The sequence below is a fragment of the Micromonospora sp. WMMA1947 genome, from assembly GCF_027497355.1.
Classification (GTDB): Bacteria; Actinomycetota; Actinomycetes; order Mycobacteriales; family Micromonosporaceae; genus Micromonospora.
The window spans coordinates 4463298-4484416 of record NZ_CP114909.1 but is presented as its reverse complement, the minus strand read 5'-3'; the positions used below and the strand labels follow the sequence as shown (position 1 = coordinate 4484416).

The 21119-nt window shown below is 73.9% G+C and carries 21 protein-coding genes; 17 read left to right on the top strand and 4 right to left on the bottom strand.

Going from position 1 to position 21119, the window contains the following annotated elements; all coding sequences use genetic code 11:
- Positions 1-192 precede the first annotated feature (192 nt).
- Positions 193-570, bottom strand: coding sequence for an iron-sulfur cluster assembly protein (locus O7604_RS21170; RefSeq protein WP_269705488.1), 378 nt, complete (start codon positions 568-570; stop codon positions 193-195).
- A complete protein-coding gene (locus tag O7604_RS21165; protein ID WP_281577512.1) occupies positions 567-1676 on the bottom strand; it encodes an amidohydrolase family protein in 1110 nt (369 codons plus the stop codon). Before O7604_RS21165 ends, O7604_RS21170 begins: the two co-directional genes overlap by 4 nt.
- 336 nt (positions 1677-2012) lie before the next feature.
- Between O7604_RS21165 and O7604_RS21160 the strand changes: the two genes are divergently transcribed.
- From O7604_RS21160 to O7604_RS21135, 6 genes are all read left to right on the top strand, one after another.
- On the top strand, positions 2013-2858 hold the full coding sequence (locus O7604_RS21160; protein WP_269705486.1) for an ATP-binding cassette domain-containing protein: 846 nt from the start codon (positions 2013-2015) through the stop codon (positions 2856-2858).
- A 44-nt stretch (positions 2859-2902) separates the two neighbouring features.
- A complete protein-coding gene (locus O7604_RS21155) occupies positions 2903-4009 on the top strand; it encodes a substrate-binding domain-containing protein (protein WP_269705484.1) in 1107 nt (368 codons plus the stop codon).
- A gap of 61 nt (positions 4010-4070) precedes the next feature.
- Positions 4071-4997: an ABC transporter permease gene (locus O7604_RS21150; RefSeq protein ID WP_269705483.1), complete on the top strand. Its 927-nt coding sequence runs from the start codon at positions 4071-4073 to the stop codon at positions 4995-4997.
- Positions 4994-6013 (top strand): ABC transporter permease, encoded by a 1020-nt coding sequence (locus O7604_RS21145; protein WP_269705482.1) that lies wholly within the window; start codon positions 4994-4996, stop codon positions 6011-6013. The genes O7604_RS21150 and O7604_RS21145 overlap by 4 nt, the downstream gene beginning before the upstream one ends.
- A 46-nt stretch (positions 6014-6059) precedes the next feature.
- On the top strand, positions 6060-7265 hold the full coding sequence (locus O7604_RS21140) for a CoA transferase (RefSeq protein WP_281577511.1): 1206 nt from the start codon (positions 6060-6062) through the stop codon (positions 7263-7265).
- Between the two features lie 42 nt (positions 7266-7307).
- Positions 7308-7727 (top strand): heme-binding protein, encoded by a 420-nt coding sequence (locus tag O7604_RS21135; protein ID WP_194799006.1) that lies wholly within the window; start codon positions 7308-7310, stop codon positions 7725-7727.
- Positions 7728-7780: 53 nt separating this feature from the next.
- Here the strand turns inward: O7604_RS21135 and O7604_RS21130 are convergent, their stop codons facing one another.
- Positions 7781-8410, bottom strand: coding sequence for an enoyl-CoA hydratase-related protein (locus O7604_RS21130; protein WP_281577510.1), 630 nt, complete (start codon positions 8408-8410; stop codon positions 7781-7783).
- A 9-nt stretch (positions 8411-8419) separates the two neighbouring features.
- Complete coding sequence (locus O7604_RS21125; protein WP_281577509.1) at positions 8420-9187, bottom strand: enoyl-CoA hydratase-related protein; 768 nt, start codon at positions 9185-9187, stop codon at positions 8420-8422.
- A gap of 215 nt (positions 9188-9402) precedes the next feature.
- On the opposite strand from O7604_RS21125, the gene O7604_RS21120 reads away from it, so the two are divergent.
- The 11 genes from O7604_RS21120 to O7604_RS21070 are packed head-to-tail and all read left to right on the top strand — an operon-like array spanning position 9403 to position 21104.
- A complete protein-coding gene (locus tag O7604_RS21120; protein WP_281577508.1) occupies positions 9403-10557 on the top strand; it encodes an acyl-CoA dehydrogenase family protein in 1155 nt (384 codons plus the stop codon).
- Entirely contained in the window at positions 10554-11384 is an 831-nt protein-coding gene (locus tag O7604_RS21115; protein WP_269705477.1) for a cyclase family protein, read from the top strand. Before O7604_RS21120 ends, O7604_RS21115 begins: the two co-directional genes overlap by 4 nt.
- The gene (locus O7604_RS21110) at positions 11381-12019 is read left to right on the top strand and encodes a TetR/AcrR family transcriptional regulator (protein ID WP_269705476.1); all 639 of its coding nucleotides are present in this window, start codon (positions 11381-11383) and stop codon (positions 12017-12019) included. The genes O7604_RS21115 and O7604_RS21110 overlap by 4 nt, the downstream gene beginning before the upstream one ends.
- Positions 12016-13350, top strand: coding sequence for an AMP-binding protein (locus tag O7604_RS21105; protein ID WP_281577507.1), 1335 nt, complete (start codon positions 12016-12018; stop codon positions 13348-13350). The genes O7604_RS21110 and O7604_RS21105 overlap by 4 nt, the downstream gene beginning before the upstream one ends.
- Positions 13350-14516 carry a thiolase family protein gene (locus tag O7604_RS21100; protein WP_281577506.1) on the top strand — a complete coding sequence of 389 codons (1167 nt, stop codon included), beginning with the start codon at positions 13350-13352 and terminating at the stop codon, positions 14514-14516. The genes O7604_RS21105 and O7604_RS21100 overlap by 1 nt, the downstream gene beginning before the upstream one ends.
- Positions 14513-15916, top strand: coding sequence for a 3-hydroxyacyl-CoA dehydrogenase NAD-binding domain-containing protein (locus tag O7604_RS21095; protein ID WP_281577505.1), 1404 nt, complete (start codon positions 14513-14515; stop codon positions 15914-15916). The genes O7604_RS21100 and O7604_RS21095 overlap by 4 nt, the downstream gene beginning before the upstream one ends.
- A complete protein-coding gene (locus tag O7604_RS21090) occupies positions 15913-16731 on the top strand; it encodes an SDR family oxidoreductase (RefSeq protein WP_269705472.1) in 819 nt (272 codons plus the stop codon). The genes O7604_RS21095 and O7604_RS21090 overlap by 4 nt, the downstream gene beginning before the upstream one ends.
- Positions 16728-17522, top strand: coding sequence for a CoA-transferase (locus O7604_RS21085; RefSeq protein ID WP_269705471.1), 795 nt, complete (start codon positions 16728-16730; stop codon positions 17520-17522). Before O7604_RS21090 ends, O7604_RS21085 begins: the two co-directional genes overlap by 4 nt.
- Positions 17519-18247: a co-chaperone HscB gene (locus tag O7604_RS21080; RefSeq protein ID WP_269705470.1), complete on the top strand. Its 729-nt coding sequence runs from the start codon at positions 17519-17521 to the stop codon at positions 18245-18247. The genes O7604_RS21085 and O7604_RS21080 overlap by 4 nt, the downstream gene beginning before the upstream one ends.
- Complete coding sequence (locus tag O7604_RS21075; protein ID WP_269705469.1) at positions 18244-20358, top strand: acyl-CoA dehydrogenase family protein; 2115 nt, start codon at positions 18244-18246, stop codon at positions 20356-20358. The genes O7604_RS21080 and O7604_RS21075 overlap by 4 nt, the downstream gene beginning before the upstream one ends.
- The gene (locus tag O7604_RS21070; protein ID WP_269705468.1) at positions 20355-21104 is read left to right on the top strand and encodes an enoyl-CoA hydratase; all 750 of its coding nucleotides are present in this window, start codon (positions 20355-20357) and stop codon (positions 21102-21104) included. The genes O7604_RS21075 and O7604_RS21070 overlap by 4 nt, the downstream gene beginning before the upstream one ends.
- The last annotated feature ends 15 nt before the right edge of the window (positions 21105-21119 follow it).

Here is a 21119-nt window from a genome sequence, read left to right as displayed (position 1 = left end):
CCCGGCGCGTGACGGGCGCTTCGGGTTGCATGCAATCGCAGTCCAACACGATCAACATCGACAGTCAATAGTTCACAATGCCGAAACATAAGCCCTGTTGGCGGGCGTTTCGCCAGCCCGCGAGGGAGGCGCGCTCGCCCCGACCGGGCGGAGAAATTGTATTTTTCCGACGTGAAGCTCTCGGGGTACGCGTCAGCGGACGGGTGCTGCGGAACGCCCGATGCGCAGGATCGCGCGGCCGTGCTCGGTCATCAGCGCCTCGGACCAGTCGGTGCTGTCGCCCCACTCGACCTCGACGTCGTCGACCTCCGGCGCCACCCGTCCGATCTCCCGGCGCACGCTCTGCTCGAAGAACGGCGTGTACATGCAGAACGGACCGGTGGTGATCAGGTCGAGTGTCACCCGCAGCCGGCCGTCCGGCTCGCGGTACGCCCGCACGTCGCGTACCAGCCCCATGTCGACGATGCCCACCCGCCGGCCGACGCCCAGCCCGCAGGGGTCGTACACGGTGTTGCACGCGGTCAGCAGGCGTGACCGCAGGTCGGCGGCGACCGGGTCCGCGCCGCTCATGCCGCCAGCCGTTCCCGGTGGAGTGCCCACGGGCGGGGCGCGTGCGCGAGGTAGTCCTCGCGGCGCCGGGCGAGGTCGTCACCCGCCACCGCCGCGCGCACCGCGCTCTCGTCCAGGCCGTGCAGGCGCAGCGCGTTGCCGCCCATCAGCTTGGCGAGCACGTCCGGGGTGAACTCGGGGAAGCCCCACCCCTCGACCAGGTCCCGGGGCATCTCGAACGTCGTCAGCGCCTCGATGATCGGCTGCGGGTGCGCGGACGGCACGCCGGTGGCGAACATGATGCGATCCGTGCCGCCGTGCATCATGAGCATGCCGACGATCTCGGCGAACCGGCGCGGCTTGCGCACGATCATGTTCGACACCGACTCGATGGTCGCCCAGATGTTCGGGTGCGTCCGCAGTTGCAGCGCGCAGTCCTCCAGGAACGCCCAGCCGCTGTGCACCACCTCGAACGTCAGGTCCGGGAAGGCGATCGCCGCGCAGGTCACGTCGTCGACGTGGTTGAGCACCCGCGGACCGGCTCCGGCCGGCACCGCCTTGTGCGCGCCGATGTGCCGGACGCCGAGGTCGAGCGCCTTCTGCAGGTAGGGGAACGCCAGCTCGCGGTCGTCCAGCAGCATCAGCTTCGAGGAGTTCACCTCCGGGTCGATCAGCCCGTTGGTCGGATAGAACTTGAACCCGTCGATGTCGTCCTCTTCGGCGCGCTGCTGCATCAGGTCCAGCTCGGCGGGGCCGCGCAGCGGGTCCACCGGCGCGAACAGCAGCACCCGGTCCGGGTACCGCCGCTTCAGCTCGCGGCCCAGCTCGTACGGCGAGGCGCCGCCGTCGAAGAAGCCGTCGATCTCCACGCCGTGGTAGATCATCACGTCGACGGCGCTCTCCACGAACACGATGTCCGCCAGCTCCTCGGCGGTCCAGCCGGCGGTGAACTCGTCCCGCGTCATCAGGTAGCCGGGCGCCGGCGACTCGACCGAGGTGTGGCCGATGCGGTACAGCGCGTTCACCATGCCGTCGTACGCGGCCTGGGAGCAGTGCGGCGCCCGGTTCGCGGGCCGGAAGTCGTACCCGTGGACGACACCGTCCACCACGACCATCCCATTGATCATGTCAACTCCGTTCTCCTGTCGACGGGAGCGTGACGAGCGGTGGACGGGCGCGGCCGGTCACCGCGCCGGCCGCCCGTCGCGGCAGTGCGCGGTATGTGATCGCGGCCACCATCGGCCCGAGAATGTACACAACATAGGGGCGCAGATCGGAGCGGTCAAGATGCCCTCGTCGTCCACTCGAGCCGTCGGCACACGCCACGACCGGCGTCGCCACCTCGTGGTTTTCCCGATTTTCTCGACACGTCGGGTCGAATGAGACCCGGCGGCGAGCACCGGAACCATTGGCTCGCCGCGAATCCTTGACAGTGATTGCATACATTGCTTGACTCTCTCGCCATGACAGAGCAGGCAGCGGCAGTCCCTCGTCCCGGGGACGTCGAGCGCCGCCGGGACGACGTCCCACCCCCCACCACCACACCGGTCCTGCAGGCGCGCGGCATCGCCCGCAGCTTCGGCGCCGTACGGGCCCTGCGCGACGCGTCACTGACCTTGCGACGGGGTGAGGTCATGGCGCTGATGGGCGACAACGGCGCCGGCAAGTCGACGCTGGTGAAGACGCTCGCCGGCGTGGTCACGCCGGATCGCGGCGAGATCCTGGTCGACGGCGCGCCCCGCCGCTTCGCCGGCCCCGCCGACGCGCTCGACGCCGGCATCGAGACCGTCTACCAGGACCTGTCGCTGATCGACTCGATGAGCGCGGCGGAGAACGTCTTCCTGGGCCGGGAACCGCTGGGCCGCGGCCCGATGTCCCGGCTGCTGCGCCTGGTGGACCGCCGCGCGATGGCGGAGCGGACGCAGAAGGCCGTCGACCGCATCGGCGCCCGGCTGCCCTCGCTGTCCTCGCACGTGTCCTCGATGTCCGGCGGACAGCGCCAGGCGCTCGCCGTCGCTCGGGCCACCATGTGGGGCCGCAACATCGTGATGCTCGACGAGCCGACCGCGGCGCTCGGCGTCACCGAGTCCGGGCACGTCCTGGAGATCATCACCGCGCTCAAGCAGCAGGACATCGCGGTGCTGATGATCTCGCACAACCTCGAACACGTCTTCCGCGTCGCCGACCGGGTCACGGTCATGCGACAGGGACGCACCGTCGGCGAGCTGACCACCGCCGAGGCGTCCTCCGGCGACATCGTCGCCCTGATCACCGGTGCCGCGCCCGCCACACCGGTGACCGAGTCCTGACACCGGCCGCACCGGCCGAAGCAAGCCCGAGAGAAGGGATCAGAGTGAGACGCAGATCGTTCGCGAGCGCCGCGCTCGTCGTCGCGCTGGGCATGACGGCGGCATGTTCCACCGAGGGGGCGGCCCCGGCGGCCCCCACGGAGGGCAAGGCCATGGAGGCCAAGGAGGTCCGGATCGGGTTCGCCAACTTCGCCGAGCCGGCCAGCCCCGTGCTGGGGGCCATCGACGTCGGCATGCGCAAGGAGGCCGAGAAGCGCGGGTGGGAGATTCTCGTGCTCAACAACGACCGGGACGGGCCGACCGCGGTGGCGAACGCCGAGACCATGGTCTCCCGCGGCGTCACCCACGTGGTGGAGTTCCAGGGTGACGGCAAGGTCGCGCCGCAGATCATGGACATCTTCAACAAGGCCGGGATCCCGGTCATCGCGATCGACATCGCCCACCCGGGCGCGCACTTCTTCGGGATCAACAACGTCGAGTCGGGACGGCTGTCCGGCCGGGCCGGCGGGACGTACGCGAAGGAGAAGTGGGACTGCAAGCCGGACCTCGTGACGGTGCTGGAGAACGAGGAGTCCGGTGACGTGGCGCTGCTGCGCACCGAGGGCATCCTCAAGGGACTCAAGGAGGTGTGCCCGGACATCGACGGCGTCATCACCCGGCGCAACTCGCCGACCACGCCGGACGGTGCCCAGGGCGTCGCCCGCGACATCCTGGTCTCCAAGCCCGACGCGAAGAAGATCCTCGCGCTCGGCGGCAACGACAACATGATCATCGGCACCATCAACGCCGCGGAGCAGCTCAGCCGCGCCGGTGAGATCTACGGCTACGGCCTCGGCGCCGATCTCATGCTGTTCGGGGTCGACACGCCGGGACTCGGCGGCTCGACCGCGTTCTGGTACGAGGGCTACGCCAAGCAGATCTACACGATCCTCGACCGGATGGTCGGCGGCGAGAAGATCCCCGTGGTCGACTCGCCGAAGGACCCGAACGCGCTGTTCAACCCGGTCTGCGCGTTCCCGAAGGACGCCGTGTCGTCCATCCCGCCGCTCAAGGAGCGGATCGACGCGCTCTACGCCAAGGACGCCCCGGCCAAGTCTGCCGCCGAGCAGTACTGTCCCGCGGGTACCGAGACGTACGGGCTCGGCAAGTGAGCACCTGACCATGTCCGTGTCTGCCCCGCAGGCAGCCGTCCGGCGGAGCACGGGTCTTCCCGTGCTCCGCCGCCACGGCGCCACACTCGCCCTGGCCGCGCTCTGGGTGGCGCTGGTGCTGGCCACCGCCGTGAAGTCGCCGGCCTTCCTGTCCCACCAGACCGTCATCGCCGTGGCCTTCAACATGGCGTTCATCGGCATCCTGGTCGTCGGCGTCAGCCTGGTGATGCTCAGCGGCGCCGAGTTCGACCTGTCCGTCGGCGTGACGGCGGTGGCCGCCGCGCTGATCGCCGCCCAGCTGCTGACCGACGGCGCGTCGTTCGCCCTGGTGCTGGTCGCGGTGCTGGTGTTCGGCACGCTGATCGGCGTCGTCAACGCGGCGCTGATCGTGCGCGTGCGCATCCACCCCATCGTCGCCACGCTCGGCACGATGTTCCTGGTCAGCGGCACCACCCGGCTGTTCATCGAGTTCGTGCCGATCCCGCGCGACAGCTTCCTGCGCCGGCACGTCGCCGGCGACCTGTTCGGCGTACCGCGGGTCTTCTGGATCATGCTGGTGCTGCTCGCCGCCGTCGCGTTCGTGGCCGGCCGGACCCGCCTGGGCCGGCACCTCGTCGCGGTCGGCGGCAACCGGCAGGCCGCGCTCGTGCGCGGCCTGCGGCCGGACCGGATCCAGGCCGGCGCGCTGGTGTTCTGCGGCCTGATCGCCGGCCTCGCCGGGCTGGTCCTCGCGTCCCAGGGCGACATCGTCCAGTCCACGCTGACCCCCGGCACCGAGTTCCGGGTGATCTCGATCCTGCTGCTCGGCGGGATGGCGCTCACCGGCGGCCGGGGCAGCTTCGTCGGCGTCGCCGTCGCGCTGCTGCTGCTCAACACGCTGCCCACGGCGATCGTCACCTGGGGGGTCTCGTCCAGCTGGCAGCCGGTCGTCGAGGGAGTCGTGCTCGCGGTCGCGCTCGCCGTCAACAGCGTCAGGAGCACCCCATGACGACAACGGGTACCCGGCCCGGATGGGCCACCCTGCTCAGCCGCCCGTCCACCACGAGCGTGCTGCTGTTCGTGGTCGCCGTGACCGCCGCGCTGAGCTTCGCGCCCGACTTCGCCACCCGCGCCAACATCTCCAGCATGCTCGGCGACATGCTCGCCCCGGCGATCGTCCTGCTCGCGGCGAGCCTGGCGATGACCGGCGGCGTCGCCGACCTCAGCGTCGGCTCGGTCCTCGGCCTCGGCGCGGTCGTCTACGCCACCGTCTACACCGCCTCCGGCTCGTGGCAGATCGGCGTGCTCGCCGCGCTCGGCACCGGGCTGCTGGCCGGACTCACGAACGGCGGCCTCGCGCTGGTGTTCGGCGTCTGGCCACTGATCGCCACGCTGGGCATGCTCGTCGCCGCCCGCGGCCTGGCGAAGGTGATCAGCGACGGCAGCTCGGTGGCCGCGTACACCCCGGAACTCAGCACCGCGCTGAAGACCACGATCGGGCCGCTGCCGGTGCCGGTCCTGGTGGTGCTGGGGCTCGCCCTGGTGTGCGGCGCGCTGGTCCGCCGGTCCCGCTGGGGAACCCACCTGCGCGCCACCGGCGGCGACGAGGTGGTCGCCGCCCGCGCCGGCATCCGGGCCGGCCGGGTCCAGCTGGCGCTGTTCGTGCTGACCAGCACCGCCGCGGCGGTCGCCGGCTGCATCCAGGTGATGCGCACCGGCGCCTCGGCCGTCACCCTCGGCGAGGGCACCGAACTGTACGTCTACGGCGCGCTGCTGATCGCCGGGTTCCGGCTGGCCGGCGGCGGGCACGGGAACCCGATCACGGCGTTCCTGAGCCTGCTCTCGCTGAGCATCGTGCTGAACATCTTCCGGCTGCGCGGCATGCCGTTGCCGCTGGGCGACATCCTGCTCGGCGTCACGCTGCTCGGCGCGGTGTCGCTCGGCTGGATCCGCCAGCGTACGCAGCGGCACTCCCCGGCGCCGGAACCCGAGCCGGAGGCCCGGCCGCACACCGTGCCGGCCTGACCTCCACCCGCACCACCGGAACGACCGACGAGAGAACAGGGACGACATGAACGACTATGCCCGCGGCCCACTGTCCGGCTTGCGCGTGATCGAAGCCGGGGTCCTGCTGGCCGGGCCGTTCTGCGGCCAGATCCTCGGCGACCTCGGCGCCGACGTGATCAAACTGGAGGAGCCGGGCCGGGGCGACCCGATGCGCGAGTGGGGACGCGAGCGCCCGTACGGCAAGTCGCTGTGGTTCCCGGTGCTCGGGCGAAACAAGCGCTCGGTCACCCTCAACCTGCGCGTCCCGGAGGGGCAGGAGGTGCTCCGCCGGCTCGCCGCCGAGGCCGACGTCCTGGTGGAGAACTTCCGGCCCGGCACGCTGGAGCGCTGGGGCGTCGGCCCGGACGTGCTGTGGGACATCAACCCGCGGCTGGTGATCGTTCGGGTGTCGGCGTACGGGCAGTCCGGACCGTACGCCGAACGCGCCGGGTACGGCTCGATCGGCGAGGCGATGGGCGGCATCCGCTACACCACCGGTGATCCCGACTCGCTGCCCAGCCGGGTCGGCATCAGCATCGGCGACTCGCTGGCCGGCACGTTCGCCGCCGTCGGCGCGATGGGCGCGCTGCGGGTGGCCGAGGCGACCGGCCGGGGCCAGATCGTCGACAGCGCCATCTACGAGTCGGTGCTCGCGCTGATGGAGTCGCTGGTGCCGGAGTACGCGATCGGCGGCTACATCAGGGAACGCACCGGCTCGATCCTGCCGAACATCGCGCCGAGCAACGTCTACGTCGCCTCCGACGGCGGCATGGTGGTGATCGCGGCCAACCAGGACACCGTGTTCCGGCGGCTGGCCGAGGCGATGGCGCAACCGGAACTGGCCGCCGACCCGCGGTTCGCCGGCCACACCGGCCGCGGCCGGCACCAGCGCGAGCTGGACGAGCTGATCGCCAAGTGGTGCGCCGGGTACGCCGGGGACGAACTGCTGGAGCTGCTGCACCGCCACGGTGTCCCCGCCGGCCGGATCTACACCGCCAAGGAGATGCTGTCCGACCCGCACTTCGCCGCCCGGGAGGCGATCGTCCGGCTGGAGCACCCGGATCTCGGCGAGTTCCCGATGCAGAACGTCGTGCCGAAGCTGACCGCGACGCCCGGCGGCATCCGCCGCGTCGGGCCCGAGCTGGGCGAGCACACCGACGAGGTGCTCCGCGACGTCGCCGGACTCGACGGCGACGAGATCTCCCGCCTGCGCGCCGCGGGCGTCGTCTGAGCCCTGCCCCACCCCACCCACCACCACGGAAGGAACCCCCTCATGGACAACTTCACCAAGACGTCGGTCACGATCGGCGCCGCCCAGCGGATCCTCGCCGCCGCGATCGCCAAGGCCGAGCAGATGACGCTGCCCTGCGTCATCGCCGTCGTCGACGAGAGCGGCGTGCTGAAGGCGTTCGCCCGGATGGACGGCGCCGCGCTGCTGTCGGTGCAGGTCGCGCAGGACAAGGCGTACACGGCGGCGGGCTTCGGCATGCCCACCGACGGCTGGTACGACTTCATCAAGGACGACGCGCCCCTGGCCACCGGCGCGACCACCGGCATCGACCGGCTCGTCGTCTTCGGCGGCGGCTACCCGATCACCGCCGACGGCGCGGTGATCGGCGGCATCGGGGTCAGCGGCGGGCACTACACGCAGGACATGGAGGTCGCGCGCGCCGGCCTGGAGGCCGTGGCCTGATGCTCCGGCACCGGGCCCGGGGGACCGCCGCAGCGGCGGTCCCCCGCCCCGGCTCACCCGACGCCGGCCAGCCAGGACTCGTAGTCCAGCGCGCCGGTCAGCTCCGGCCGGTCCCGGCCGCGCAGCGCGCGGGCCAGCGCGGACGCCGTGCCCGCGCCGATCGCGCCGACCCGCGCGGCGAGCACGGCCCCGGCGTCCGGGTCCGCGGACACCGAGCCGACCAGGCCGTGCCGCAGCGCCTCCTCGGCGTCGAGCGTGGCGCCGGTCCAGGCCAGGTGCGCCAGCACGCCGGTGCCGGCGACACCGGCGAGCAGCCGTCCGGCACCGCCGGCCAGGAACGCCGCGGGCGAGCCGGTGCCGAACGTGGCGGTGGGCGCGGCGACGCGCAGGTCCGCGGCGAGCGCCAGGCCGAGCCCGAGGCCGCGTACGGCGCCGTCGACGTGAACGATCACCGGGCCGGGCGCGGCGTGCACCCGCAGCACCAGTTCGTGCAACTGCCCGCTCACCACCGGCTGGGCCAAGTCGTCCGGCTCGTGCCGCCAGGCGTCGCCCTGGACGCGGATCAGCAGCGGCTCCCCCGGCGTACGGGCGTGCCGCTTGAGCGCGTCGAGCAGGGCGGCGCGGGCGGCCGGGCCGAGCCGTTCGCCCGCGCCCGGGTCGGTGGCCTCGTGTATTTGCGTCACGTCTCTCTCCTATCGGCCGGTGAATCGGGCCGGACGCTTCTCCAGGAACGCGTCGATGCCCTCGATGTGGTCGTCGGTGGACAGCAGCGTCAGCAGCAGCGAACGCTCGTGGGCGAGGCCGGCGGTCAGGCCGACCTCCTCGGCGGTCCGCAGCGCCTGTTTGCCGAGCCGGGCCGCGACCGGGCTGCGGGCGGCGATCGAGGCGGCGAGCGCAATCCCCGCCTCGACCACCCGTTCGGCGGGTACCACCTGGCTGACCAGGCCCATCCGCTGCGCGGTCCAGGCGTCCACCAGCCGGCCGCCGAGCACCAGTTCGGCGGCCCGGAACCGGCCGGCGACGCGGGCCCAGCGCTGGGTGCCGCCGGCGCCCGGGATGATGCCGAGGTTGATCTCCGGCTGGCCGAACACGGCGGAGTCGGCGGCGACCACCGCGTCACACGTCATGGCCAGCTCGCACCCGCCACCCAGGACGTATCCGGCGACCGCGGCGACGGCCGGCTTGCCGAAGCGGGCGAACCGGTTCCAGCACTCCAGCCGCTCGGAGAGCAGGTAGTCGGCCGGGGACGTCCGGCGCAGCTCGCGGATGTCCGCGCCCGAGGCGAACAGCCGCGGGCCGCCGGTCAGCACCAGCACCCGTACCTCCGGGTCGGCCTCGGCCCGGTCCATGGCCGCGGCGAGCGCGCGCAGGACGTCGGCGCTGAGCGCGTTGCGGGTCTGCGGCCGGTCGATGGTGGCGACCGCCACCGCGTCGTGTACCGCGTAACCGACGGGTTCCACGGATCACCTCCCTGTCGTCCGCACCAGGCGAACATACCCATCGGTATGTCGTCAAGATCCGAGCCACCATCGCCGAAAGCCGCGCACACAAGGAAAAACAGCATCCGGGATCCGCTTGACACCGACAACGAGCACCGCCTAGACATCTCGACATACGCAACGGTATGGCGCGGCGCGCAACGACCGGCCCGCGCCGGAGAACCGGGAGGCACCACGTGTCCGTGATCTGGGAGCCACGCCTGGACGACGAGGGACGCCACTGGCGCGACCTCGCCCGGGACGTGGCGGCGCGCCACTTCGCGCCGCTGGCCGAGGAACTCGACAGGGAGCAGCGCTACCCGTGGGAGAGCGTGCGGGTGCTCGTCGACGAAGGGCTGGCCGGGCTGCTCGTGGAGCGCGAGCACGGCGGGCGGGGCGCGTCGTTCGTCACCGCCTGCGCGGTCATCGAGGAGGTCTCCCGCGCCTGCCCGTCGACCGGCGCGATCCTCACCGCGTACGCGCTGGGCGCCACCCCTCTGGTGCTGGCCGGCACGCCCGCGCAGCGCGAGCGCTACCTCGGCGGTCTGGCCCGGGGCGAGGCGATCAGCTTCGCGCTGACCGAGGAGGGCGCCGGCAGCGACGCCGCCCGCATCCGCACCACAGCCGAACGCGAGGGAGCGGGCTGGCGGCTGCGCGGCGAGAAGATCTACATCGGCAACGGCGGCGCGTCCCGGTACTACGTGGTCTTCGCGCTCACCGACCCGCAGGCCGGCACCCGCGGCATCACCGCGTTCCTGGTGGACAAGGACGCCGACGGCGTGGTCATCGACAGGTACGAGGACAAGATGGGCATCCGCGGGACGCTCACCAGCAACCTCAAGCTGGACACCTGGGTGCCCGACGGTGACGTGCTCGGCGACCTGAACCGGGGAATGCGGCTGGCCATGCAGACGCTGTCCGCCGGGCGGATCAGCGTCGCGGCCCAGTCGCTCGGCGTCGCCCTGGCCGGCTTCGACGTCGCGTCGCGGGAGGCGGTCCGGCGGGAGACGTTCGGCCGGCCGATCATCGACAACCAGGGCGTCTCGTTCCCGCTGGCGGACGTCGCCACCGGCATCACCGCCGCCCGGATGATCACCTTCGAGGCGGCCCGGACGCACCAGGAGGGCGGCGACGTCGGCATCCTCGGCGCGATGGCCAAGCTGTACGCCAGCGAGGTCGCGCACCGGGCGGTCGACACCGCCGTGCAGGTGTTCGGCGGCGACGGCTTCTGCAAGCCCTGCCCGGCCGAGCGGCTCTACCGGGACCAGCGGATCCTGGAGATCTACGAGGGCACCTCGGAGATCCAGCGGCTGGTGCTGGGCCGGGCGATCAAGGCGTCGGTGGCGGCATGAGCGCGCCCTGGCGGCTGAGCGTCGACTGGCCCGCGTCCGGCGCCAGCCGGGTGTTCGACCTGGCGCAGCAGATGTACACCGGCATCCCGCACCACCCGAACCACCCGCCGTACAGCTTCACGCTGACCAAGCGGCACGGCGAGATCATGTACCCGGACGGCGTCTCCGCCGCCGCCGAGATGATCACCACGGGCGGGCACGTGGGCACCCACGTCGACGGGCTCGCGCACGTCTCCCGGCTCGGCAAGGTGTACGGCGGCGTGGACGTCACGGCGAGCCAGTCGTACGCCGGCGGGGTGCCGGACGTGTCCGTGCACGACCTGCCGCCCATGCTGGCGCCCGGTCACCTGGTGGACGCGACCGTAGCGCTCGGCCGGCCGCTGACGCCCGCCGACGGAGTCGGCGCGGAGCTGTTCGAGCGCTGGTTCGCCGACCGGCCCCGCCCCCGCCCCGGTGCCGTGGTGCTGGTGCGCACCGGCTGGGACGAGAAGTGGACGGACAACGCCGCGTACCTCGGTGTCGCCACCGGCGCACCCGGCGTGGACGTCAGCGGCGCGCGCTGGCTCACCGACCACGGCGTGGTGGCGGCCGGCGCGGACACCATCGCGTTCGAGCACATGCCCAGCCCCGCGCTGGCGGTGCACTGCCACCTGCTCGTCGACCACGGCGTGCCGATCATGGAGGCGATGAACCTCGCGCCGCTGGCCGCCGAGGAGGTCTGGGACTTCTTCTTCATCGCCGCCCCGCTGTCCATCCGGGGCGGCACCGGGTCACCGATCCGCCCGCTCGCCGTCGTACCCGACACCGCACCGGAGACCGCCGCATGAGCGCCGACGACGAGACCACCACGCGCCCGCCCGCCCCCGGCCGGCGGGACATCCTGGAGGCGGCCGCCACCGCGTTCACCCGCAACGGGTACGCGGCCACCACCATCGACGACATCGCCCGCGAGATGGGCGCCACCAAGGGGCGCGTCTACCACTACTACCGCGCCAAGGCGGACGTCTTCCTGGACATCGTCACCACCGGGATGCAGGAGCTGATCGACGGCATCGAGCCGATCGCCGGCAACGGTGGTCTCGACCCGGCCACCCGGCTCTGGCGGATGGCGCACCACCACGCCGGGCTGATGATGACCCGCAACTCGTTCCAGCGGGTGGCGATGCGCGCGGTCGAGATGCGCCGCCTCGGCGAGGCGCCGGCGCAGCAGCAGGCCCTGGAGACCGTGATCGCCATGCGCGACCGGTACGAGCAGATTTTCGCCGACGTCATCGACGAGGGCCGCGAGGCCGGGGTGTTCCGCGAGGTGGACAGCCGGCTGGCCACCAAGCCGCTGCTCGGCGCGCTGAACTGGATCAGCCTCTGGTACGACCCGCAGCGCGGCGACTACAACACCCGCCAGCGGCTCGCCGACGAGTACGCCGACTTCATCGTCGGCGGGCTGCGCCGGAGCCCGCGATGACCGGGCCGTTCTCCGCGCGCCACTGGCACGAGGCCGAGACGTGGCCGCGCGAGCGGCTGGCCGCGTACCAGCTCACCCGCCTGAAGGCGCAACTGTCCTACGTGTACACCGCCAGCGACTTCTACCGCACCCGGTGGGACGCGCTCGGCTTCCACCCGGGCGACGTCCGGGACCTGGCCGACCTGCGCCGCCTGCCGCTGGTCGGCAAGGCCGACTACGTGGCCGACCTGGCCGCCCACCCGCCGTGGGGCAGCGCCGTCGCGGCGCCGGTGGCCGACCGCCGCCGGGTGCACTTCTCCTCCGGCACCACCTCGAACCCGACCCCGGTGCTGTGGACCGCGCACGACCTGGACCGCTGGGCCGACCTGTACGCGCGGGCGGCGTACAGCCAGGGCGTCCGGGACACCGACGTGTACCAGTGCCTGTTCAGCTACGCCTGGTTCGTCGGCGGGCTCGGTGCGACAGCCGGCTACCAGCGCATCGGCGTGACGCTGCTGCCCGCCGGGTCCGGCGACACCCAGCGTCAGATCGACACCATCTTCCGGTACGGCACCACAGCCGTCGGCGGGACACCGTCGTTCATGCTGCACCTGGCCGAGACCGCGGAACGCGCCGGCACACCGCTGCGCGACTCGCCGGTGCGGCGGATCCAGGTCGGTGGCGAACCGGGCGCCGGAGTGCCGGCCACCCGCGCGCACATCGAGCAGCGGTGGGGCGCGAAGTGCTTCGACGGCTACGGCAGCCTGGAGTTCCAGCCGATCGCCTGGGAGTGCGAGGAACAGGCCGGCGGCCACCTGGCCGAGGACTTCGCGTACGCCGAGGTGCTCGACCCGTACACCCACGAGCCGGTGGCCGACGGCACCCCCGGCCTGCTGGTGCTCACCCACCTGGACAAGCGGGCGACGCCGCTGGTGCGGTGGGCCACCGGCGACGTGGTGGTCCGCGACAGCACGGCCTGCCCGTGCGGGCGCACGCTCGCCCGGCTGCCCGGCGGCGTCGTCGGCCGGGCCGACGACATGCTCGTGGTACGCGGGGTGAACCTGTTCCCGTCCGCGGTCGAGCAGGTGGTCCGCGCCACCCCCGGCACCTGCGGCGAATACCTGATCGTCCTCGACGACGACGTCACCGACCCGGCGACCGGCTACCTCACCGGCATCAAGCTGCGCGTCGAGGTGACGGGCGACGACCAGCGGGTGGCCCGCGAGCTGGCGCACGCCGTGCGCGCCGAGCTGACGGTGCGGGCGGTGGTGGAGACCGTTGCCGAGGGCACGCTGCCGCGCAGCACCCACAAGAGCAAGCGCGTCGTACGCGCCGAGCGGAAGGTTCCGTGATGGACAGGCAAGCGTTCCTGGTCGGCGCCGTGCGTACCCCGCACGGCCGGTACGGCGGCGCGCTGCGCGACGTACGGGTGGTGCGCCTGGGCGGGCTGGCCGGCGCCGAGGCGCTGGCGCGGGCCGGGGTGCCCGCCGAGGCGGTGGACGAGACGGTGGTCGCCAACTGCCGCCAGGCGGGCAACGGCCCGAACCCGGGTCGGCAGGTCTCGCTCGCGGCGGGCGTACCGGTGCCGGTGCCGGCACAGACGATCAACATGGCGTGCGCCTCCGGCCTCAAGGCGGTGCAGCTCGCGCACCGGTCGGTGCGGTCCGGCGAGGCCGACGTGGCGCTGGCGGTGGCCGCGGAGAGCATGAGCACGATGCCGTACCTGGCGCCGTACACGCTGCGCTGGGACGGGGTGCGGCGCGGCGACGTCCTGCTCCAGGACGGCTGGCGCGACGGCGGCACCGACCCGATCTGCGGCATGAGCATGGGCGAGACGGCGGAGAAGGTGGCCCGCGAGTTCGGGGTGTCCCGCGCCGACCAGGACGCCTGGTCGGCGCGCAGCCACCAGCGGCTGGCCCGGGCCTGGGAGTCCGGCGCGATGGCGCGGGAGGTGCTGCCGCTGGACGAGCTGGACCGCGACGAGACGGTACGCCCCGACACCACACCGGACCGGCTCGCCCGGCTGCGTCCGTCGTTCACCGACGGCGGCACGGTCACGGCGGGCAACGCGAGCCAGATGGCCGACGGCGCCGCGGCGGTCGTGGTGGCGAGCGGCGAGGCGGTACGGCGGTACGGGCTGACCCCACTGGGCCGGATCGTCGGGTTCGCGGCGGTCGGCGTGGATCCCACGATGATGGGCGTCGGGCCGGCCGAGGCGATCCCGATGGCCCTGCGCCGGGCCGGGCTGACCGTCGGCGACATCGACCTGTTCGAGATCAACGAGGCGTTCGGCGCGCAGATCGTGCAGAACGTGCGCGCGCTGGGCCTGGACGAGGAGCGGGTGAACGTCAACGGCGGCGGGATCGCCCTCGGTCACCCGACCGGTCAGAGCGGTGCCCGGCTGGTCGTCTCGCTGCTGCACGAGCTGGCCCGCCGCGACGGCCGGTACGGCGTGGCGAGCCTGTGCGTCGGCGGCGGGCAGGGCATCGCCGCCGTGATCGAGCGGGTGACCCGGTGATCGCCGTCGTGGTCGGCCTCGGGCCGATGGGCCGGGGCATCGCGCAGGTCCTCGCCGCGGCGGGGCTCACCGTCCGGGTCGTCGACGCCACCGCCGAGCTGGGCCGCGCCGGCCTGGAGCGGATCCGCGCCGACGGCGCGACCGGCGACCTCGAGGCCGCCGCCGACGTCGAGACCGCGCTCGCCGGCGCGGACGTGCTGATCGAGGCGATCGTGGAGGACATGGACGCCAAGCGCGACCTGCTCGCCCGGGTCGCCGCGGCCGGCGGGCCGGACCTGCTCGTCGCCTCCAACACCTCGTCGCTGAGCGTCAACGAGATGGGCCGCGCGTTCGGCGCCCCGGAACGTCTGCTCGGCCTGCACTTCTTCAACCCGCCCACCCGGATGCGCCTGGTGGAGGTGATCGTCGGCGCGGCCACCGCCGAGGCGGCGGTACGGCGGGCGCTGGCGCTCGTGGAGTCGCTCGGCAAGACCGCTGTGGTGTGCCGGGACTCGCCGAACTTCATCGTCAACCGGGTCTGCCGCCCGCTGTACTACGAGGCGCAGCTCCTCCTCGCGCAGGGCGTCGAGGCGGCGGTGGTGGACGCGGTCGCCCGGGGCGCGCTCGGGCACCCGATGGGACCGCTGCAACTGCTCGACTTCACCGGGCTGCACACCCACCTGGCCTCCTCGGAGACCGCGCTGCGCGAGTTCGGCGACCCCCGGTACCGGCCCATCCCCCAGGTGCGCGGCCTGGTCCGGGCCGGCCTGACCGGCAAGGCGGCCGGCCGCGGCTTCTACGACTACGCCACCGAGCCGCCACGCGACGCCAACGCCCGGGTGGTCCGGCAGCCGGGGCAACCGAACGGCCCGGCGGCCCCCGTGGTCAGCCTCGGCGCGCCGACCCCGCAGCGGGTGTCGGAGCTGGCCGGGCTGGCGGCCCGGCAGAACGTGGTGCTGGACAGCTCGGACGCCGGCTGGGCCGACGTGCTTCCCCCGGAGGTCGGCTGGATCCGGCTGCACCGGCGCGCCGACGACGCCGTGTTCGCCGAGGTCGTCGAGGACCCGGTGGCGGGCATCACCGTGCCCGGCTTCGTCGACCGGCTGCTGGATCACCTCGGCGCGCCGTCGGTGCGGGTGCCGGCGCTGCCCGGCCTGGTCGGCGACCGGCTCGCCCACTGCCTGGTGAACGAGGCGGCCATGGTGGTCGAGGAGGGCACCGCCACCGCCGAGGACGTGGACGTGGCGTTGCGCCTGGCGATGAACCATCCGCGCGGGCCGTTCGAGACGCTGCGGTCCGCCGGGGCGGGGACGGTGTACGAGGCCCTGCGGTCGATGGCCGACGCGTTCGGCGACCCCCGCTACCGGCCGGCGCAACTGCTGCGGCGGCAGGCGATCGGCGAGGCGAGGGCCGCCCGGTGACGCGCGAGGACGACAGCGACGTGCGCGTGCTGCGCCCGGGTGTGCTCGCCGGACGGCACGCGGTGGTCACCGGCGCCGGCAGCGGCATCGGCCGGGCGGTGGCGGTACGCCTGGTCGAGCTGGGCGCCCACGTGACCGGGCTGGGGCGGCACGCCGACACGCTCGCCGCCACCGGAGAGCTGGCCAACGGCGGGGACGGCCGATACGCGTACGCGGTCTGCGACGTCCGCGACCACGCCCGTGCTGCCGCCACCGTCGCCGAGGTGGGCGACGCCCACGGGATCGACCTGCTGGTGAACAACGCCGGCGGGCAGTTCTTCGCCCCCGCCGCGCGAATCTCGGCGCGCGGCTGGGCCGCGGTGGTCGACCTGAACCTCACCAGCGTCTTCCAACTCACCACCGCCGCGTACCCGTACCTGCGGCGCAGCCGCGGTGCGGTGGTGAACATGTCGCTGTCCGGTGTGGAACGCGGCGGGCAGGGCATGGCGCACGCCGTCGCGGCCCGCGCCGGCGTGCTCGGGCTGACCCGCACGCTGGCCCTGGAGTGGGCCGCCGACGGCATCCGGCTCAACTGCCTCGGGCCGGGTACGGTGCTCACCGCCGCGCTCGACGCGGAGGCGGACCGGCACGTGCGGGACAACCTGGTGGACCGGGCCACGCCGCTGCGCCGCCCGACCCGCGCCGAGGAGGTCGCCGAGCTGGTGGCGTTCCTGGCCGGCCCGGCCGCCGCCATGATGACCGGCCAGCTCGTCCAGCTCGACGGCGGCGCGCACCTGGGCCCGGGGCTGCACATGCTGGCGGAGGCGTACCGGTGAGCCGCGCCCTCGCCGACGTCGTGGCCGAGCACGTACGCCCCGGCCGGCGGGTCTACCTGGGCAACTTCGGCGCGCAACTGTTCGCCGTCGGGCACGAGATGATCCGGCAGCGGATCCGGGACGTGGACGTGGTGATCGCCTCCGGCGGGCTGCTGATGGACCAGCTGCTCGGCGCGGGGGTGCTGCGCTCGGCCACGTACGGCCACTGCTGGAGCCCGGTCGGCCCGGCGCCGGCCTGGAACTTCCGGCGGGCCGCGCAGGACGGCGACACCCGCGTGACGCTGCACGAGCTGAGCCTCGGGCTGCTCACCGCCGCGCTCACCGCGGGCGCCTGGCGGGTGCCGTTCATGCCGGTGCCGGACCTGCCCGGCACCGGCTACGTGGACGAGGACTGGAGCCGGGGCCGGCTGTCCCGGGTGGACTCGGCGTTCGGGCCGGCGCGGGTGGTCCGGGCCGAGCGGCCCGATGTGGCGTTCGTCCACGTCGACCTGGCCGACGCCGACGGCAACGGGGTGATCCGGGGCCCGCTGGGTGAGGTGCTCGTCGCCGCCCAGGCGGCCCGCCGCACGGTGCTCGTCGCCGAGGAGGTCACCGACGCCGAGACGGTACGCGCCGCCGGGATCAGCATCCCCGGGCTGCTCGTCGACGCGGTGGTCGAACACCCCGGCGCGGTACGCCCCGACGGCGCGGTCGGCCGGTACCCGCGCGACGTGCGGGCGTACGAGCGGTACACCCGCTGCTCGGCCACCGCCGACGGTTTCCGGCGGTGGCTGGCCGAGGAGGTGCGGTGAGCACCGCGGACTTCCTGGTCCGGGCGGCGCGGGAGTTCCGGCGCGGCGGCTGGGTGTTCACCGGCTTCCACTGGCCGGTGCTGGCCGGCCAGTGCGCGTACGCGCTGCCCGGCGAACCGTTCAGCCAGGTCTTCGAGGCCGGCGCCAGCGCGCACCGGGCCGGCGCCGACGTGCCCACGAGCACCACCGACTACCCGGCGTACGCCGGCGGGTTCGGCTGGCTGGGCGGCACCGCCGACGTGCTGCTGGCGATGCGCCACCGGTTCGACCGGGTGGTGCTCGACGCCGGCAACGTCGACCTGCGAGGCCGGATCAACTCGTCGTACCTGGGCCCCCGGGAGCGGCCCACGGTACGGCTCCCCGGTGGCGGTGGCGCCGCCGACATCGCGGCGGCGGCGCGGGAACTGGTGCTGCTGCACGGCGCCCGTGACCCGCGCCGGATCGTGCGCGCGGTCGAGCACGTGACCGCCGCGCCCGCACCGGACGCGCTGGTGCGGCTGCACACCCGGTGGGGCGTGGTGCGGCTCGGCGCGGATCCGCGGCTGGAGGAGGTCACCGCGGACGGCGACGTGCTGCGCGCCCACCTGACCGCGCTCGGCGTACCCGTCGACGACGCGGTCCCCCGGCCGCCGGTCGCGGCGACCGAGCGCGCCGCGGCCGTCGGCGTGCTGCGGCGGGCCGCCGAGCGCGGCTACTCAGTGGCGAAGGGAACGGACAGAGGATGACTGACGACGATCTCGGTGAGCTGCGCCGGCAGGTGCGGGAGCTGGTCGGCGAGTGGCGCGACGGCGACCGGTTCCGGCCGGTGTGCGACGCGTGGCTGCGCTCGTACGACACGGAGTTCAGCCGCGCGCTGGCGGAGCGGGGCTGGATCGGCCTGACCTGGCCGCGCGAGTACGGCGGGCAGGCCCGCTCGAACCGGGCGCGGCTGGTGGTCACCGAGGAACTGCTGCGCGCCGGGGCGCCGGTGGCCGCGCACTGGATCGCGGACCGGCAGATCGGCCCGGCCGTCCTGCGGTACGGCTCCCCCGCGCTGCGCGAGCGGTACCTGCCGGCGATCGCCGCCGGGGAGGTGACGTTCTGCCTCGGCATGAGCGAGACCGAGTCCGGCAGCGACCTCGCCTCGGTGCGTACCACGGCCCGCCCGGACGGCGACGGCTGGCGGCTCACCGGCGGCAAGATCTGGACCAGCCACGCCCACCGGTCCACGCACGCCTACGTGCTGTGCCGCACCGGCACCGGCGACGACCGGCACGACGGGCTGACCGAGCTGATCGTGGACATGTCCGCGCCCGGCGTGACCGTCCGGCCGATCGTCGACCTGCGCGGCGAGCACCACTTCAACGAGGTCGTCTTCGACGACGTGCCGGTGCCCGGCGACCACGTGCTGGGCACCGCCGGCAACGGCTGGACGCAGGTCACCGAGCAGTTGTCCTTCGAACGCGGCGGGATGGAACGGGTGCTCAGCACGTACCCGCTGCTGGCCGCCACCGTCGACGCGTGCGCCGCACGGCGCGACGCGGACGCCGCGCTGGGTACGGCGCTGGCCCGGCTGGCCGGGCTGCGCGGGCTGGCCTGGCGGATCGCCGGTGAGCTGGACGCCGGGCAGGCCCCGGTGCACGCGGCGGCGGTGCTGAAGGACCTGGGCACCGAGTTCGAGGCCGACGTCAACGAGATCGCCCGTACCGTGCTCGACGTCGAGCCCGACCCCGACGGCGACGGACCGGCCGGGCTGCTCGCCCAGGGCCTGCTGGCCGCGCCGGGCTTCTCCATCCGCGGCGGCACCACCGAGGTGTTGCGCACCATCATCGCCAAGGGCGCCGCCCGGGCGGCCCGGCACGGCGGCGACGAGCTGCGGGAGCTGGCCGACGACGTGCTCGGCGGGCACGGCGGCGACCCGGACGGCCTGCCCGCGCTCTGGTCCACAGTGCACGGGCTGGGCTGGACCGGCGTGTCGGTGCCGGAGGGCGCGGGCGGCTCCGGCGGCACCCTCACCGACCTGGTGGCGCTCGTGCGTGGGCTGGGCCGCCACGGCGTCTCCCTGCCACTGGCCGAGACCGTGCTGGCCGCCCGGCAGCTCGCCACCGCCGGCCGTGGCCTGCCCGACGGCGTCGCCACGGTGGTCACCGGCGACGGGATCGCGGTGACCGGCGGGCGGCTGCGCGGCACGGCCGCCCGCGTGCCGTGGGCCGCCGCCGCGCGCACGCTGCTGGTGTACGCGGCCGACGAGGCGTTCGCGGTACCCGCCGACCACCCCGGCGTCCGGGTCACGCCCGGCCGCAACCTGGCCGCCGAGCCGCGCGACGACGTGACGCTCGACGTGCCGGTCACCGACGGCGTTCGGCTCACCGGCGTCGCGCCCGCCGCGACGGTACGCGCCGAGGCGGCGCTGCTGACCGCCGCCGCGCTGACCGGCGCGCTCGAGGCCGCCGTGGAGCACACCCGGCAGCACGTGACGACGCGGGAGCAGTTCGGCCGGCCGCTGCTGGCGTTCCAGGCGGTCGGGCAGACACTGGCCCGGATGACGGCGCACACGCTGCTGGCCGGCACCGCGCTGGACGCCGCGCTGACCGGCCCGGACCCGCTGCGGGTCGCCGCCGCGCGGGTGCTCACCGGGCGGGCCGCGACGCTGGTGGCGCGCGGCGCACACCAACTGCACGGGGCGATGGGCGTGACCCGCGAGCACCCGCTGCATCTGTCCACCCGCAGGCTCTGGTCCTGGCGGGACGAGAACGGCACCCAGCAGTTCTGGGCCGCCTCGCTCGGCGCGGCGCTGGTGCCGCGCGGCAGCGCGGCCGTCTGGTCCTGGCTGACCGAGCAGGAGGCGAAGTCATGAGCACCGTGGAACTGCACAACGAGGACGGGCGCTGGACGCTCACGCTCAACGACCCGGACCGGCGCAACGCCATCGGCGCCGAGATGCGCGACGCGCTCGGCGACGCGATCAGTGAGGTGGCGGCCGACCGGCACGCCCGGACGCTCGTGGTCACCGGCGCCGGCACGGCGTTCTGCGCGGGCGCCGACCTGCCCGCCCTGTTCGGCGAGCCCGGCCGTGGCGTCGCGGAGATCCGCGCCGACCTGCACCGCGTGTACGACAGCTTCCTGCGGGTACGGGCGCTGCCGATCCCGACGATCGCCGCCGTGCAGGGACCGGCGGTGGGCGCCGGGCTGAACCTGGCGCTCGCCTGCGACACCCGGATCGTCGGGCCGAAGGCGAAGCTGATCGCCTCGTTCACGAAGCTCGGCCTGCACCCCGGCGGGGGCTGCACCTGGTTCCTCACCCGGGCGCTGGGCCCGGAACGCGCCCTGCAACTGCTGCTCGACGGCGGGAGCGTGGACGGACCCGAGGCGGTACGCGTCGGGCTCGCCGCGACGCTCGCCGACGACCCGCTGGCCGCCGCGCACGAGCGCGCCCGGCGGTGGGCGGCGCTGGACCCGGCGCTGGCCCGCGACATCAAGACGTCGGTGCGCACCGCGGAGACGGCCGACTTCGCCGCCGCCCTGGAGTTCGAGTCGTGGGCGCAGGCGTCCTCGGCGACCGGGCCGGCGATCCAGGAGGCGGTGGCTGCCTTCCGCAGGTGAGCCGGCCGGGAACCG

Excerpts from the sequence above, each read along its gene's own strand:
- O7604_RS21170 (WP_269705488.1), bottom strand. The coding sequence starts at position 570 with ATGAGCGGCGCGGACCCGGTCGCCGCCGACCTGCGGTCACGCCTGCTG.
- O7604_RS21165 (WP_281577512.1), bottom strand. The coding sequence starts at position 1,676 with ATGATCAATGGGATGGTCGTGGTGGACGGTGTCGTCCACGGGTACGAC.
- O7604_RS21160 (WP_269705486.1), top strand. The coding sequence starts at position 2,013 with ATGACAGAGCAGGCAGCGGCAGTCCCTCGTCCCGGGGACGTCGAGCGC.
- O7604_RS21145 (WP_269705482.1), top strand. The coding sequence starts at position 4,994 with ATGACGACAACGGGTACCCGGCCCGGATGGGCCACCCTGCTCAGCCGC.
- O7604_RS21140 (WP_281577511.1), top strand. The coding sequence starts at position 6,060 with ATGAACGACTATGCCCGCGGCCCACTGTCCGGCTTGCGCGTGATCGAA.
- O7604_RS21135 (WP_194799006.1), top strand. The coding sequence starts at position 7,308 with ATGGACAACTTCACCAAGACGTCGGTCACGATCGGCGCCGCCCAGCGG.
- O7604_RS21115 (WP_269705477.1), top strand. The coding sequence starts at position 10,554 with ATGAGCGCGCCCTGGCGGCTGAGCGTCGACTGGCCCGCGTCCGGCGCC.
- O7604_RS21110 (WP_269705476.1), top strand. The coding sequence starts at position 11,381 with ATGAGCGCCGACGACGAGACCACCACGCGCCCGCCCGCCCCCGGCCGG.
- O7604_RS21105 (WP_281577507.1), top strand. The coding sequence starts at position 12,016 with ATGACCGGGCCGTTCTCCGCGCGCCACTGGCACGAGGCCGAGACGTGG.
- O7604_RS21100 (WP_281577506.1), top strand. The coding sequence starts at position 13,350 with ATGGACAGGCAAGCGTTCCTGGTCGGCGCCGTGCGTACCCCGCACGGC.
- O7604_RS21075 (WP_269705469.1), top strand. The coding sequence starts at position 18,244 with ATGACTGACGACGATCTCGGTGAGCTGCGCCGGCAGGTGCGGGAGCTG.
- O7604_RS21070 (WP_269705468.1), top strand. The coding sequence starts at position 20,355 with ATGAGCACCGTGGAACTGCACAACGAGGACGGGCGCTGGACGCTCACG.